Annotated in this window: 15 protein-coding genes; 6 read left to right on the forward strand and 9 right to left on the reverse strand. The window is 73.0% G+C overall.

The annotated features are described in order from the left end of the window. Window positions 1-113: 113 nt before the first annotated feature. From tal to CUD01_RS12830, 5 genes are read left to right on the forward strand one after another with little or no spacing between them, the layout of a single operon-like run. Window positions 114-1,244, forward strand: a complete 1,131-nt coding sequence (gene tal, locus CUD01_RS12810; RefSeq protein ID WP_141321594.1) for a transaldolase — start codon at window positions 114-116, stop codon at window positions 1,242-1,244. Next, window positions 1,241-2,782: a glucose-6-phosphate dehydrogenase gene (gene zwf / locus CUD01_RS12815; RefSeq protein WP_094180057.1), complete on the forward strand. Its 1,542-nt coding sequence runs from the start codon at window positions 1,241-1,243 to the stop codon at window positions 2,780-2,782. The genes tal and zwf overlap by 4 nt, the downstream gene beginning before the upstream one ends. Continuing rightward, a complete protein-coding gene (locus CUD01_RS12820; protein ID WP_094182169.1) occupies window positions 2,779-3,708 on the forward strand; it encodes a glucose-6-phosphate dehydrogenase assembly protein OpcA in 930 nt (309 codons plus the stop codon). Before zwf ends, CUD01_RS12820 begins: the two co-directional genes overlap by 4 nt. Beyond that, window positions 3,705-4,475 (forward strand): 6-phosphogluconolactonase, encoded by a 771-nt coding sequence (gene pgl, locus CUD01_RS12825; protein WP_141321596.1) that lies wholly within the window; start codon window positions 3,705-3,707, stop codon window positions 4,473-4,475. Before CUD01_RS12820 ends, pgl begins: the two co-directional genes overlap by 4 nt. Before the next feature lie 18 nt (window positions 4,476-4,493). Further along, complete coding sequence (locus CUD01_RS12830) at window positions 4,494-5,192, forward strand: O-methyltransferase (protein ID WP_141321598.1); 699 nt, start codon at window positions 4,494-4,496, stop codon at window positions 5,190-5,192. Between the two features lie 28 nt (window positions 5,193-5,220). Here the strand turns inward: CUD01_RS12830 and CUD01_RS12835 are convergent, their stop codons facing one another. From CUD01_RS12835 to uvrC, 9 genes are all read right to left on the reverse strand, one after another. Further along, window positions 5,221-5,568, reverse strand: coding sequence for an RNA polymerase-binding protein RbpA (locus tag CUD01_RS12835; RefSeq protein ID WP_094180060.1), 348 nt, complete (start codon window positions 5,566-5,568; stop codon window positions 5,221-5,223). An 11-nt stretch (window positions 5,569-5,579) separates the two neighbouring features. Beyond that, window positions 5,580-5,825: a preprotein translocase subunit SecG gene (gene secG / locus CUD01_RS12840; RefSeq protein WP_094182170.1), complete on the reverse strand. Its 246-nt coding sequence runs from the start codon at window positions 5,823-5,825 to the stop codon at window positions 5,580-5,582. Between the two features lie 152 nt (window positions 5,826-5,977). Next, window positions 5,978-6,772 (reverse strand): triose-phosphate isomerase, encoded by a 795-nt coding sequence (tpiA, locus tag CUD01_RS12845; RefSeq protein WP_094180061.1) that lies wholly within the window; start codon window positions 6,770-6,772, stop codon window positions 5,978-5,980. Between the two features lie 3 nt (window positions 6,773-6,775). Continuing rightward, window positions 6,776-7,975, reverse strand: a complete 1,200-nt coding sequence (locus CUD01_RS12850; RefSeq protein WP_141321600.1) for a phosphoglycerate kinase — start codon at window positions 7,973-7,975, stop codon at window positions 6,776-6,778. A 120-nt stretch (window positions 7,976-8,095) separates the two neighbouring features. Continuing rightward, window positions 8,096-9,100: a type I glyceraldehyde-3-phosphate dehydrogenase gene (gap, locus tag CUD01_RS12855; RefSeq protein WP_094180063.1), complete on the reverse strand. Its 1,005-nt coding sequence runs from the start codon at window positions 9,098-9,100 to the stop codon at window positions 8,096-8,098. Between the two features lie 289 nt (window positions 9,101-9,389). Next, entirely contained in the window at window positions 9,390-10,370 is a 981-nt protein-coding gene (whiA, locus tag CUD01_RS12860) for a DNA-binding protein WhiA (RefSeq protein WP_141321602.1), read from the reverse strand. Window positions 10,371-10,416: 46 nt separating this feature from the next. Continuing rightward, the gene (locus CUD01_RS12865) at window positions 10,417-11,421 is read right to left on the reverse strand and encodes a gluconeogenesis factor YvcK family protein (RefSeq protein ID WP_141321630.1); all 1,005 of its coding nucleotides are present in this window, start codon (window positions 11,419-11,421) and stop codon (window positions 10,417-10,419) included. A gap of 106 nt (window positions 11,422-11,527) precedes the next feature. Continuing rightward, the gene (gene rapZ, locus CUD01_RS12870) at window positions 11,528-12,469 is read right to left on the reverse strand and encodes an RNase adapter RapZ (protein WP_141321604.1); all 942 of its coding nucleotides are present in this window, start codon (window positions 12,467-12,469) and stop codon (window positions 11,528-11,530) included. After that, complete coding sequence (gene uvrC, locus CUD01_RS12875; protein WP_141321606.1) at window positions 12,466-14,472, reverse strand: excinuclease ABC subunit UvrC; 2,007 nt, start codon at window positions 14,470-14,472, stop codon at window positions 12,466-12,468. The genes rapZ and uvrC overlap by 4 nt, the downstream gene beginning before the upstream one ends. 130 nt (window positions 14,473-14,602) lie before the next feature. Between uvrC and CUD01_RS12880 the strand changes: the two genes are divergently transcribed. Continuing rightward, complete coding sequence (locus CUD01_RS12880; protein WP_094180066.1) at window positions 14,603-15,106, forward strand: OsmC family protein; 504 nt, start codon at window positions 14,603-14,605, stop codon at window positions 15,104-15,106. Window positions 15,107-15,152: the final 46 nt, after the last annotated feature.

Below are 15,152 nucleotides of genomic sequence, written 5' to 3' on the forward strand. Positions count from 1 at the left end.
GGCGGCGGGGCGCCCTCCAGCAGGCGCCCCGCCGCCCGCCCGGTCAGGATGACCGAGAGGCCTCGCGGCTCAGCCGCGCGCAGCCGTCCGGCTGCATGAGGGAAGGAACGACCATGGCACCGAGCGGACCCCTCGCACGGCTCACCGGGGCGGGAGTCGCCGTCTGGCTCGACGACCTGTCGCGCGAGCGCCTGCGGTCCGGCAACCTCGCCGCTCTCGTCGAGCGCGGCGTGGTGGGCGTGACGACGAACCCCACGATCTTCGCCGCCGCGATCAGCCAGGGCGACGCGTACGACGAGCAGCTGCGTGCGCTCGCCGCGCAGGGCGCGGACGTCGACCAGGCCGTCTTCGCGATCACCACGGACGACGTGCGGGCCGCGGCCGACGTGCTGCGCCCGGTGTACGACGCCACCGGCGGCCAGGACGGGCGCGTCTCGATCGAGGTCGACCCCCGGCTCGCGCACGACACGGCGGCCACGGTCGCGTCCGCGAAGGCGCTGTGGGCCGCCGTGGACCGGCCGAACGTCTTCATCAAGATCCCCGCCACGCTCGAGGGGCTGCCGGCGATCACCGCCGTGCTCGCCGAGGGCATCAGCGTCAACGTCACGCTGATCTTCTCGCTGCAGCGCTACGCCGCGGTCCTCGACGCGTTCCAGGACGGGCTCGAGCAGGCGCGCGCGAACGGGCACGACCTCGCGCCGGTCGCCTCGGTCGCGTCGTTCTTCGTCTCGCGCGTCGACGCCGCGGTGGATCCGCGCCTCGACGCGCTCGGCACCCCCGAGGCCGCCGAGCTGCGCGGCAAGGCGGCGATCGCGAACGCGCGGCTCGCCTACGGCATCTACGAGGAGGTCGTCGCGTCCGACCGGTGGCAGGCGCTCGCCGCGGCCGGCGCGCACCCGCAGCGCCCGCTGTGGGCGTCGACCGGCGTCAAGGACCCGGCCTACCCCGACACGCTGTACGTCGACGAGCTCGTGGTCGCGGGCGTCGTCAACACCATGCCGGAGAAGACGCTGGACGCCGTGGCCGACCACGGCGGCGACGGCCACGACACCGTGACCGGCACGCAGGCCGACGCGGCCGCGCTGCTCGACCGGCTCGTCGCGCTCGGCATCGACATCGACGACGTCGCGCACGAGCTCGAGGTCGAGGGTGTCGCCAAGTTCGAGGCGAGCTGGGAGCAGCTCCTCGCGAAGGTCGCCGAGGGTCTCGGCCAGGCTGCCGACCGCGCGGCGGACGCCTCGTGAGCCTCGCGAAGGTCGCGCAGGGGACGAACCCGCTGCGCGACCCGCGTGACCGCCGCCTGCCGCGCATCGCGGGCCCGTGCGGCCTCGTGATCTTCGGTGTCACGGGCGACCTGGCGCGCAAGAAGCTCATGCCGGCGGTGTACGACCTGACGAACCGCGGCCTGCTCCCCCCGGGGTTCGCGCTCACGGGCTTCGCCCGCCGCGACTGGGAGACGCAGGACTTCGCGCAGATCGTGCACGACTCGGTCAAGGAGCACGCGCGCACCCCGTTCCGTGAGGCGACGTGGCGCCAGCTCTCCGAGGGCATCCGGTTCGTGCAGGGCACGTTCGACGACGCCGCCGCGTTCGACCGTCTGCGGACCACCGTCGAGGAGCTCGACGTGTCCCGCGGCACGGGTGGCAACCACGCGTTCTACCTGTCGGTGCCGCCGTCCTCGTTCCCGATCGTGTGCGAGCAGCTGTCGCGGTCCGGCCTGTCGCAGCCGCAGGAGGGCCGCTGGCGCCGCGTCGTGATCGAGAAGCCGTTCGGGCACGACCTCGCCAGCGCACGCGAGCTGCAGGAGATCGTCTCGTCGGTGTTCCGACCGGACGACATCTTCCGGATCGACCACTACCTCGGCAAGGAGACGGTCCAGAACCTGCTGGCGCTGCGCTTCGCGAACCAGCTGTTCGAGCCGATCTGGAACGCGAACTACGTCGACCACGTGCAGATCACGATGGCCGAGGACATCGGCATCGGCGGACGCGCGGGCTACTACGACGGCATCGGGGCCGCTCGCGACGTCATCCAGAACCACCTGCTGCAGCTCCTCGCGCTCACCGCGATGGAGGAGCCCGTCTCGTTCGACGCGACCGCGCTGCGGGCCGAGAAGGAGAAGGTGCTCTCGGCCGTGCGCGTGCCCCGCGACATCGGCCGGCACACGGCCCGCGGTCAGTACACCGCGGGCTGGCAGGGCGGCGAGCAGGTCGTCGGCTTCCTCGAGGAGGAGGGCTTCAACCCGCACTCGACGACGGAGACGTACGCCGCGATCCGCGTCGACATCGACACCCGTCGCTGGGCGGGCGTGCCGTTCTACCTGCGCACCGGCAAGCGGCTCGGCAAGCGCGTCACGGAGATCGCGGTCGTCTTCAAGAAGGCGCCGCACCTGCCGTTCGAGTCGACCGCCACCGAGGAGCTCGGCAAGAACGCCCTGGTCATCCGCGTGCAGCCCGACGAGGGTGTCACGCTGCGGTTCGGTGCCAAGGTCCCGGGCACGCAGATGGAGGTCCGTGACGTCACGATGGACTTCGGCTACGGGCACGCGTTCACCGAGGCGTCGCCCGAGGCGTACGAGCGGCTGATCCTCGACGTCCTGCTGGGCGACCCGCCGCTGTTCCCGCAGAACACCGAGGTCGAGCTCTCCTGGAAGATCCTCGACCCGATCATCGAGTACTGGGCGCGCCACGGGAAGCCGGACGGCTACCGGGCGGGCACGTGGGGACCGGCCTCGGCCGACGAGATGATGGCGCGCGACGGGCGCCAGTGGAGGCTGCCGTGATCATCGACATGCCGGGCACGACGACGCGCGCGGTCGCCAAGCGTCTGCTCACCGAGCGCGACGAAGGCGGTGCGGTCGCCCTCGGGCGCGTGCTGACGCTCGTCGTGGACACGGGCGACCACGACCCCGAGCACGCGATCGCCGCCGCGAACGACGCGAGCCGCGAGCACCCCTGCCGCGTCATCCTCATCACGTCGCAGCGTGCGGGCGCCGCGCCGTCCGAGGTGGGCCTCGACGCCCAGATCCGCCTCGGCGGCGACGCGGGTGCGAGCGAGGTCATCATCCTGCGGCCGACGGGCGAGGTCGCCGAGCACCTCGACACGCTCGTCATGCCGCTGCTGCTGCCGGACGCGCCCATCGTCGCCTGGTGGCCGTACGAGCCGCCCGAGGTGCCCTCCGAGCACCCGCTCGGGCGCATGGCTCAGCGGCGCATCACCGACTCCGTCCGCTCGTCGGACCCCGGTCGGTGGCTGCGGACGCTCGCGGACTCCTACCGCGAGGGCGACACCGACCTCGCGTGGACGCGCGCGACCCTGTGGCGCGGTCTCATCGCCGCGACGCTCGAGCAGCCGCCGTTCGAGCCGGTGCGTCGCGCGGTCGTCTCGGGGCAGACGACGCACACGTCGGTCGACATGGTCGCGGCCTGGCTCGCGCACGCGCTGCGCTGCCCGGTCGAGGTCGAGCGGATCGACGACGCCCCCGCGATCATCCAGGTCCGGCTGGAGCGGGCGTCCGGGGACATCGTGCTCGACCGGCCCGACGGCAAGACGGCCGCGCTGCGACAGCCCGAGCAGCCCGAGCACCGCATCGCGCTGCCGATCCGTCACCTGCGCGAGTGCCTCGCGGAGGAGCTGCGCCGTCTCGACCCCGACGAGGTCTACGGCGACGTGCTCACCAAGGGCCTGCCGAAGATCCCGGCCGCATGACCACGCCACGCGAGGTCGTCGTCCACCCCGACGCGGAGGTGCTCGCGCAGGCCACCGCGGCACGGCTGCTCGTCGCTCTCGTCGACGCCCAGTCGCACCGCGCTCCCCTGCACGTCGTGCTCACCGGCGGGACCGTGGGGATCCGCACGCTCGCCGCCGCGGCCTCCTCCCCCGTGCGCGACGCCGTCGACTGGTCGCAGGTGCACGTCTGGTGGGGGGACGAGCGGTTCCTGCCCGAGGGCGACGGCGACCGCAACGAGACGCAGGCGCGCGACGCGCTGCTGACCGCCCTCGCCGACGCGCTGCCGGCTGAGAACGTCCACGCCGTCCCCGCCCTCGACACGCTCGTGACCACGCCCGAGGCGGCCGCGGAGGCGTACGCGACCGAGCTCGCGCGGTTCGCGTCCGACCACGCGGACGTCCCGGCGTTCGACGTGCTGCTCCTCGGCATGGGTCCCGACGGGCACGTCGCGTCCCTGTTCCCCGGCCACCCGGCGCTCGGGGCGCGCGGCGCGACGACCGGGGTGCACGGGTCACCCAAGCCGCCGCCGCTGCGGGTCTCGCTCACGTTCGACGCCATCCGCACGGCCCGCCAGGTGTGGGTCGTCGCCGCGGGCTCCGAGAAGGCGGACGCCGTCGCGTCCGCGCTCGCGTCGGCCCCCGTCGAGACCACCCCGGCCGCAGGTGCGCTCGGCACCGAGCGCACGCTGTGGCTCGTCGACGCGGCAGCCGCCGCCGGGCGGCCCGGGGGCGCGACCACCGCCTGACCGCACGAGGGAGCGCACATGACCGGCCGACCGACCCAGGACGTCCCACAAGGCCAGGAGGCGCTGTGGTCCCGTGTCGACGAGTACTTCGCCGTGCTGACGCCGGAGGACGACGCGCTCGTGGACACGCGGACCAGGGCGGAGGCGGCCGGTCTGCCGGACATCGCGGTCGCGCCCAACCAGGGCAAGCTGCTGCATCTGCTCGCGACGCTCACGGGCGCCCGCCGGGTGCTGGAGATCGGCACTCTCGGTGGGTACAGCACGCTCTGGCTCGCGCGGGCGCTGCCGCCCGACGGCCGGGTCGTCACGCTCGAGCTCGAGCAGCACCACGCCGACGTCGCGCGGTCGTCGCTGGACGCCGCGGGCGTCGGTGAGCAGGTCGAGATCCTCGTCGGCCCGGCCGCCGACGCACTGGTCGCCCTCGCGGCACGCGGCGTCGAGCCGTTCGACCTCGTGTTCGTCGACGCGGACAAGCAGCAGCTCGCGCTCTACCTCGAGCGCACCCTGCCCCTGGTCCGGCCCGGCGCGCTCGTCGTGGTCGACAACGTCGTGCGTCTCGGTGCCGTCGTGGACCCGGACCACCCCGACGACCGCGTGCAAGGGGTCCGGCGCATGGTCGACCTGCTCGCCGACCACCCGCGGTTCGACGCGACCGTCGTCCAGACGGTCGGGGTCAAGGGGTACGACGGCTTCGCGCTCCTGCGCGTGCTGCCCTGAGCGCGTGCTGCCCTGAGAGCGTTCGGGCTCAGCCGCCGCGCCGGGCTCGCAGCGCGGCCAGCGCCTCGTCGAGGATGGCGGCGCCGTCCTCGTCGGACCGACGCTCCTTCACGTACGCGAGGTGCGTCTTGTAGGGCTCGTTGCGGACCGGGGCCGGCGGGTTCTCCTGGTCCTGCCCGGCGGGGAAACCGCAGCGCGGGCAGTCCCACGTGACGGGGGCCTCCTCGGCCGCCTCCTCCGCGAAGCTCGGGCGGGTCTCGTGCCCGTTCGCGCACCAGTAGGAGATCCAGATGCGCGGAGCCGCGTCCCCGCGCTCCGCCTCGCCCATCGGGCCGGCGCCGACGCGGGAGCCCCGGATCGCGTTACCGCTCGCCATGGTCGCCCGCCTCAGCCGTCGTAGCGCTCGATGAGGCCCAGCACCACGATGACCGCGGTCCACACGAGCGCGACCCCGATGGTGATCCGGTTGAGGTTGCGCTCGGCCACACCGGAGCTGCCGGCGCTGGACGTGATGCCGCCGCCGAACATGTCGGACAGGCCACCGCCCTTGCCCTTGTGGAGGAGCACCAGCGGAACGAGGAGCAGGCTGGTCAGGACCAGCAGCGCCTGCATCGAGATCTTCAGGGCGGTCACGTCGGTGTCGATCCTCACTAGCGGTCCGGTCGCCCGCGCCAGGAGTGCGGGCCGGGGTACAGGGTAGGCGACGAGTCGCCCGGGAAGCCACATCCGACGCCCCGGTGCGCGCGTCCGTGAGACGGCTGCACCGGGGCGTCGTGCGGGTCAGGTCAGAGACCGACCGCGTGGGACTGGTAGCGCACGATCTTCGCGAACTCCTCCGGGTCGAGGCTCGCACCACCGACGAGCGCGCCGTCGACGTCCGGCTTCGCCATGATCGAGGCGACGTTCGACGACTTCACCGAACCGCCGTAGAGCACGCGGACGGCCTCGGCCGTCTCCGCGTCGTACAGCTCGGCGACCCGACGGCGGATCGCCCCGGCCAGCTCCTGCGCGTCCTCGGGGGTCGCGGTCTCGCCGGTGCCGATGGCCCAGACGGGCTCGTACGCCACGACGACCTCGCGCACCTGCTCGGCGGTCAGACCCTCGAGACCGCCGTCGAGCTGCGCGAGCGTCACCTGGACGTGCTCACCGGCCTTGCGCGACTCGAGCTTCTCGCCGACGCACAGGATCGGCTTGAGGCCGCCGGCCAGGGCGTTCTTGACCTTCGCGTTGACGAGCGCGTCGTCCTCCGCGTGGTACTCGCGACGCTCCGAGTGGCCGATCACCGCGTAGGTGACGCCCAGCTTCGTGAGGAACGCGGGCGCGATCTCGCCCGTGTACGCGCCCGAGGTGTGCGCCGACACGTCCTGCGCGCCGTACACGATCTCGAGCTTGTCCGCGTCGACGAGCGTCTGCACGCTGCGCAGGTCGGTGAACGGCGGGATGACCGCGACCTCGACCGTGGCGTAGTCGTGCTTGCCGTCCTTGAGCGTCCACGCGAGCTTCTGGAGCGTGTGGACCGCCTCGTGGTGGTCCAGGTTCATCTTCCAGTTGCCCGCCATGAGCGGGGTGCGCTGAGCCATGCGTCAGTCCTCCAGGACGGCGATGCCGGGGAGGGTCTTGCCCTCCAGGAACTCCAGGCTCGCGCCGCCACCGGTGGAGATGTGGCCGAACCCGGACTCGTCGAAGCCGAGCGTGCGCACGGCCGCGGCCGAGTCGCCGCCGCCGACGATGGTGAACGCGCCTGCCGTGCCGGCGTCGATGAGCGCCTGTGCGACGGCCTTGGTGCCGCCGGCGAACGCCTCGAACTCGAACACGCCCGCAGGGCCGTTCCAGACGACCGTCTTGGCGTCGACGATCTTCGACGCGAACAGCTTCTCCGACTCGGGGCCGATGTCGAGGCCGATCTTGCCGTCGGGGATCTGGTCCGCCGGGACGACCGCGACCGGGGTGTCCGCGGCGAACGAGTCGCCCACGCGGATGTCGACCGGCAGGACGATCTCGACGCCGTCCTTCTCGGCCTGCGCGAGGTAGCCCTTGACCGTGTCGATCTGGTCGGCCTCGAGCAGCGACGACCCCACCGAGTAGCCCTTGGCCGCGAGGAACGTGAACAGCATGCCGCCACCGATCACGAGGCGGTCGGCCTTGCCGAGCAGGTTCGAGATGACGCCGAGCTTGTCCGACACCTTCGAGCCGCCGAGCACGACGACGTAGGGGCGCGCCGGGTCGTCGGTCGCCTTGCGCAGCGACGAGACCTCGTTGAGCACGAGGTTGCCAACCGCGTGCGGCAGCTTGAGCGCGACGTCGTACACCGACGCCTGCTTGCGGTGCACCACGCCGAAGCCGTCCGAGACGAACGCGTCGGCCAGGGCGGCGAGGTCGTCGGCGAGCGCCGCGCGCTCCGCGTCGTCCTTGCTCGTCTCGCGCGGGTCGAAGCGGATGTTCTCGAGCAGGGCGATCTCGCCGTCCTGCAGCGCCGCGACGGTCGCCCGGGCGGACTCGCCGACGGTGTCCTCGGCGAGGGCGACGGGCTTGCCGAGCAGCTCGCCGAGGCGCGCCGCGACGGGCGCGAGCGAGTACTTGGCCTCGGGCGCGCCCTTCGGGCGGCCCAGGTGCGCGGTCACGACGACGCGCGCACCGGCGTCGAGCAGCGCCGTCAGCGTGGGCAGCGCGGCCCGGATGCGGCCGTCGTCGGTGATGGTCGTGCCGTCGAGCGGCACGTTGAAGTCGGAACGGACGAGCACGCGCTTGCCGCGCAGGTCGCCGAGGTCCTCGATGGTCTTCATGGCTCCTACCAGGGGTACCGGGTGGACAGGGGTCACAACGACAGCGTCCGCGTGCGCCGAGGCCGTGGCCGGGGCGCACGCGGACGCATGTGCTGTGGTGCTACGGGTGCCGCAGGGGCGTCAGAGACGCTCGCCCACGTACGACGTCAGCGCGACGAGCGAGTTGGAGTAGCCCCACTCGTTGTCGTACCAGGAGACGACCTTGACCAGGTCGCCCGACACCTTGGTGAGCTTCGAGTCGAAGATGCTCTGGTGCGGGTCGGTGACGATGTCGCTCGAGACGATCTCGTCCTCGACGTAGGACAGCACGCCCTTGAGGGGGCCCTCGGCGGCGGCCTTGACCGCGGCGTTGACCTCCTCGACCGTGACCTCGCGCGAGGCGGTGAAGGTCAGGTCCGTGGCCGAGCCGGTGATCGTCGGCACGCGCAGCGCGTAGCCGTCGAGCTTGCCCTTGAGCTCCGGGAGCACGAGGGCGACGGCCTTGGCCGCACCGGTCGAGGTCGGGACGATGTTCTGCGCGGCGGCGCGAGCGCGACGCAGGTCGCGGTGCGGGCCGTCCTGCAGGTTCTGGTCACCCGTGTAGGCGTGGATCGTGGTCATGAGGCCACGCTCGATGCCGATCGAGTCGTTGAGCGCCTTCGCCAGCGGGGCGAGGCAGTTCGTCGTGCACGACGCGTTCGAGATGATGTGCTGCGTCGCCGGGTCGTACAGCTCGTGGTTCACGCCGACGACGAACGTGCCGTCCTCGTTCTTGGCGGGAGCCGAGATGATGACCTTCTTGGCGCCGGCGTCGATGTGCGCCTTGGCCTTGGTCGCGTCGGTGAAGAAGCCCGTCGACTCGATGACGATGTCCGCACCCAGCTCGCCCCAGGGGAGGTCGGCGGGGTTGCGCTCGGCGAGCGCACGGATCTTCTTGCCGTCGACGATGATGTTGTCGTCGTCGAAGTCCACGCTCAGGGGGAAGCGGCCGAGCACCGTGTCGTACTTCAGCAGGTGCGCGAGCGTCTTGTTGTCCGTGAGGTCGTTGACACCCACGATCTCGATGTCCGCGCCGGACGCGATGATGGCCCGGTAGAAGTTCCGACCGATGCGGCCGAAGCCGTTGATGCCGACCTTGATGGTCACGTGCCCTCCTCGGCAGCGCCGACGGGGTCGGCGCACAATGTGGTGGTGGGTTCCCGCACGCCGATGTGCGTGCCTCACGCCCGCGACCGCCGCGATACCGGGCGAAGGTCTTGACCAGACCGGTTCATGCCCAGCGCGTGACGACCGTGTGACGATCGGATGTCCCGAGCCTATACCCCCGGGCCCGAGGAGCACGCAGCGAAGGTCCCAGACCGGCCCGCTGTCCACGTGCTGGGATCCGCCGCGACCTGCGCGGACGGGCGCCGTGCGGACGCGCTGCCGACTCCGCTCAGAGGTCGAGCAGGTCGGGCGACAGACCCGCCTCGGTGTCCGGGATGCCGAGCTCGGCGGCCCGCTTGTCGGCCGTCGCGAGCAGCCGCCGGATCCGACCGGCGACCGCGTCCTTCGTGAGCGGCGGGTCGGCCAGCTTGCCCAGTTCCTCGAGCGACGCGTCCTTGTGCGCGAGCCGCAGCTGACCCGCCTCCCGCAGGTGCTCCGGCAGGTCCTCGGCCAGGATCTCGAACGCGCGCTCGACGCGCGCCCCGGCCGCGACCGCGGCCCGGGCCGACCGACGCAGGTTCGCGTCGTCGAAGTTCGCGAGCCGGTTCGCGGTCCCCCGCACCTCGCGGCGCACGCGCCGCTCCTCCCACACGAGCATCGCCTCGTGCGCCCCGATCCGGGTGAGCATCGCCCCGATCGCGTCGCCGTCGCGGATCACCACGCGGTCGACGCCGCGCACCTCGCGCGCCTTGGCGGGGATGTTCATGCGCCGTGCCGCGCCGACGAGCGCGAGCGCCGCCTCGGGCCCCGGGCACGTGATCTCGAGCGACGACGACCGGCCCGGCTCGGTGAGCGAGCCGTGCGCGAGGAACGCACCGCGCCACGCCGCCTCGGCCTCCGCGATCCCGCCCGCGACGACCTGCGGGGGCAGGCCGCGCACCGGACGGCCCCGGTTGTCGAGCAGCCCCGTCTGGCGTGCGAGCGACTCGCCGTCCTTGACGACCCGCACCACGTAGTGGCTCCCGCGGCGCAGACCGCCACCGGACACGACGATGATCTCGCTCTCGTGGCCGTAGACCTCCGAGACGGCCTGGCGGAGCCGGCGCGCGGCGATCGCGGTGTCGAGCTCGGCCTCGATGACGATCCGGCCCGAGATGATGTGCAGGCCGCCCGCGAACCTGAGGGTCGCGGCGACCTCGGCCTTGCGGCAGGAGGTCTTGTCCACCTGGAGTCGGGCGAGCTCGTCCTTCACCTGTGCCGTCAACGCCATGGGCGTCATCCTGCCAGTTGCACGGGGCGCCGGTGGACGGTTGACGTCACCGCCGCGGACGGCCCGCTCCCGTGTGCACGTCGCCGAGCACGCCCTCGACCACGTCACGCAGTGCCGCGGCCAGCCGCAACGGGTCGTGCCGGGCCGTGCCGTCCGACCGGCCCACCTGCCGCAGCAGGAGACGAGCGTCACGAGCCTCGCAGTGCGCCGCGAGGCGGGACACGTCCTCGACCGCACGCGGGTCGGCGATGACCGCGTCGACCGCGAGCTCGGGAGCGTGGTCGTGCAGCACCGACAGGTAGTCCTCCGCGCGCAGGCCCGCCGTCTCGCCGTGCTCCTCCGGCGAGAGGTTCAGCACGACGACGACCCGGGCCGGCGAGCGGTGCAGCGCGGCCCGCAGGTCGGGCACGAGCAGGTGCGGCAGCACGGACGTGTACCAGGAGCCGGGCCCCAGCACGACCCACTGCGCACGCTCGACCGCCTCGACCGCCTGCGGGCACGCGGGCGGGTCCGACGGCACCAGGCGCACGTGCACGATCGGATCCGTCGTGCGGGCCACCGCGCTCTGGCCGCGCACCGTCTCCAGCACGCCGGACGGTCGACGCACGTCCGCCTCGATGAGCAGCGGGACCTCGGTCATCGGCAGCACCCGCCCGCGCGCGCCCAGGAGCCTGCCCACCCAGTCCAGACCCGCGACCGGGTCCCCGAGCAGCTCCCACAGCGTCACGATCAGCAGGTTGCCGAGCGCGTGCTGGTCGAGCGGGCCGTCCGTCGCGAACCGGTGCTGCAGCACGTCACGCCACGTGCGCCCCCAGTCGGAGTCGTCGCACAGCGCCGCCAGCGCCATCCGCAGGTCGCCCGGGGGCAGCACCGCGAGCTCGTCGCGCAGCCGACCGGACGAGCCCCCGTCGTCCGCCACCGTCACGACCGCGGTGATCTGGTCCGTCATCAGCCGCAGCGCCGAGAGCGTCGCCGAGACGCCGTGCCCGCCGCCGCACGCCACCACCGCCGGGCCGTGGTGCGACGAGCGGGCGCCCGGGACCGGCCCCACGCCGCTCGCCGGTGTGGGCGCCCCGCGGACCTCGGCGCTCACCGGACCGCCCCGCGGCCTCGTCGTCCTCCCGTGGTCGGGCGCCCGGCCCGGGTGACCGACCCGTTCACTCCTTGCCCAGGTCACGCGCGGCGACCGTGACACGGTGCCCCGCGTCACGCAGCCGCGCGGCGATGGCCTCGCTGATCGCGACCGACCGGTGCTTGCCGCCCGTGCAGCCCACCGCGATGGTCACGTAGCGCTTCTCCTCGTTGAGGTAGCCGGCCAGCACCGGCTCGAGCGCCTCGACGTACCGGTCGACGAACTGCGTCGCCCCCGGTAGCCCCAGCACGTAGTCGCGCACCGGGCCGTCACGCCCCGTGAGATGCCGCAGCTCCGTCACCCAGTACGGGTTCGCGAGGAACCGCACGTCGACGACGTGGTCGGCGTCGAGCGGGATGCCGTACTTGAACCCGAACGACGTCACGTTGACGCGCAGGTGGTCGTCCGCGTCCCCCGCGACGAGCGATCGGACCTGCCGCGCGAGGTCGTGCACGTTGAGCTCGGACGTGTCGATCACGTTGTCCGCGCGCTCGCGGATGTCCGACAGCACCGCGCGCTCCTCGCGGATCCCGTCGAGCAGCGTGCCCGTACCCTGCAGCGGGTGCGGCCGGCGCACCTGCTCGTAGCGGCGCACGAGCACCTCGTCCGACGCGTCGAGGAACAGGATCCGGTACTCGACACCCGCCGCGCGCAACCCGCCGAGGACCTCGGCGAGGTCGTCGAAGAACCCGCGCCCGCGCACGTCGATGACCGCGGCGACGCGGTGGGCGCGCGTCTCGGGCGGGCCGCTGGTGAGCATCCCGACGAGGTGAGTGAGCATCTGCGCGGGCAGGTTGTCGACGACATACCAGTCCAGGTCCTCGAGCACCGCGGCCGCCCGCGTGCGCCCCGCACCCGACATGCCCGTGATGACGAGAACCTGGGGCTGGTGGAGCCGGGGGTGCTCGGTCGCGGCGTCGATCGCCGGGATCCCGGCCGGGACCGTGATGGGCGAGGGCTCGGTCATGTCCCCAGCATGCCAGCGGACGGGGCGAGAGCCTCGGTGGGCGCGGCGGTGTCGTCCGGCGCGAGCGCGGCGACGACCGCGGCGGCCGTCCGCTCCCCCATGCCGGGGACCGAAGCGATCTCCTCGACGCTCGCCGCCCGCAGGCGCTTGACCGAGCCGAAGTGCCGCAGCAGCGCCTTCTGCCGCGCCGGTCCCAGCCCGGGGACGTCGTCGAGCACCGACACCGTCATGCCCTTGCTGCGTCGCTTGCGGTGCGCCGTGATCGCGAACCGGTGCGCCTCGTCGCGCACGCGCTGCAGCAGGTACAGGCCCTCCGAGCTGCGCTGCAGGATCACCGGGTAGTCGTCGCCCGGCACCCACACCTCCTCGAGCCGCTTCGCGAGGCCGCACAGCGCCACGTCGTCGATCCCGAGCTCCTCGAGCGCCCGCGCGGCCGCGGCGACCTGCGGGGGGCCGCCGTCGACGACGACGAGGTTCGGCGGGTACGCGAACCGACGCGGCCGCCCCGTCGTCTCGTCGATCGGGCCCGAGACCAACCGCTCACCGTCCTCCGCGTCCGCGTCACCGAGCTCGACGTCGCCCGACTCGGAGCGCTCCGCCAGGTAACGGCGGAACCGGCGCGTGATCACCTCGTGCATGGCCTCGGTGTCGTCGGCCGCGCCCTCGCCGTGCCGTCCACGCACCGAGAACAGGCGGTACTCGCTCTTGCGGGCGAGGCCGTCCTCGAACACGACCATCGACGCCGACTGGTACGTCCCCTGGTTGTGCGAGACGTCGTAGCACTCGATCCGCAGCGGCGCGGTGTCCAGGCCCAGCGCCTCCTGGATCTCGCGCAGCGCCTGGCTGCGCGACGTCAGGTCGCCCGCGCGCCGGGTGCGGTGCAGGTTCAGCGCGTGCTCGGCGTTGCGGTGCACCGTCGCCGCCAGCTCGCGCTTGTCCCCGCGCTGGGGCACGCGGACCCGTACCCGCGAGCCGCGCAGCCCCGTGAGCCACGACTCGACCTGGTCGACGTCGGTCGGCAGCACCGGCACCAGCACCTCGCGCGGCACCGCGGTGCCGTCCGCCTCGTCCGTGCCGTAGACCTGCTGCAGCAGGTGCTCCACCAGGCCCGCGTCGTCGACGTCCTCGACCTTCTCGACGACCCAGCCACGCTGGCCCCGGATCCGACCGTCGCGCACGTGGAACACCTGCACCGCGGCCTCGAGGTCGTCGCCCGCGAGGCCGAACACGTCCGCCTCGGTGCCGTCCGGGAGCACCACGGCGTTGCGCTCCGTCGCGCGGCGCAGCGTCTGGATGTCGTCGCGCAGGCGTGCGGCGCGCTCGTAGTCGAGCTCCGCGGCCGCCTCCTGCATGCGGCGGGTCAGCCGCTTCTCGAACCGGGTGGTGTCCCCGGCCATGAAGTCGCAGAAGTCCTGCGCGAGCCGGTGGTGGTCCTCGGGCGAGATCCGTCCCACGCACGGGGCGGAGCACTTGTCGATGTAGCCGAGGAGGCACGGGCGTCCCTGCTGGTGCGCGCGCTTGAACACCCCCGCCGAGCAGGTGCGCACGGGGAACACGCGCAGCAGCAGGTCGACCGTCTCGCGGATCGCCCACGCGTGCGCGTAGGGGCCGAAGTACCGCGTCCCCTTGCGCTTGGCGCCGCGCATCACCTGCACGCGCGGGAACTCGTCCGCGAGCGTGACCGCCAGGTAGGGGTACGACTTGTCGTCGCGGTACTTCACGTTGAACCGCGGGTCGAACTCCTTGATCCACGAGTACTCGAGCGCGAGCGCCTCGACCTCGGTGCCCACGACCGTCCACTGCACCGACGCCGCCGTGGTCACCATCGTCTGCGTGCGCGGGTGCAGCCCCGCCACGTCCTGGAAGTAGCTGTTGAGCCGCTGCCGCAGGCTCTTGGCCTTGCCGACGTAGATGACGCGGCCGTCACCGTCGCGGAACCGGTACACGCCCGGCGAGTCGGGGATCTCCCCCGGTGCCGGTCGGTAGGTCGCGGGATCAGCCATGGTCCGAGCCTAGTTCGCACCGCGGACACACCCCAGGGTGCCCCGGGCCGTCGAGGGCTCGACCGGCCGGCCGCCACGCCGGACGACGGCACGGCCCGCGCCCGGCACCGGGTGCCGCTAGCGTGTCGACATGGCGCAGCTGCTGCACTCCTACTCGGTGGACCTGACCTGGACCGGAGCGGGCGAGGCGGGGACGTCGACGTACACGTCGTACGGTCGCGACCACGAGCTCACGTCGGGCGACAAGCTGCCCCTGCCGGGCACCTCGGACCCGGGCTTCCGGGGAGACCCGTCGCGGTGGTCGCCGGAGGACCTCGTCGTGGGCGCGCTCGCCCAGTGCCACATGCTCTGGTTCCTGCACCTCGCGGCGGCAGCGGGCGTGGTCGTCGTCGGTTACGCCGACGCCGCGTCCGGGACCATGCGGATCGAGGCGGCCGGGCACGGGCAGTTCACCGAGGTCGTCCTGCGCCCGCGCGTGGTCGTCCGCACCCGGGTGCTGGCCGACGGGCAGCCTGTGACCGACGGCGTCCTGGCCGACCTGCACCACCGCGCTCACGAGCACTGCTTCGTCGCGCGCTCGGTCAACTTCACCGTGCGGCACGAGCCCGTCCCCGTGGCGTTCGAGCGGGTCTGAGGAGCGCACCGGCAGGACCGCACCGACGCGCGCGGCGCGGCGGTCG

This window comes from Cellulomonas uda (assembly GCF_006538705.1).
In the GTDB taxonomy this organism is placed as follows: Bacteria; Actinomycetota; Actinomycetes; order Actinomycetales; family Cellulomonadaceae; genus Cellulomonas; species Cellulomonas uda.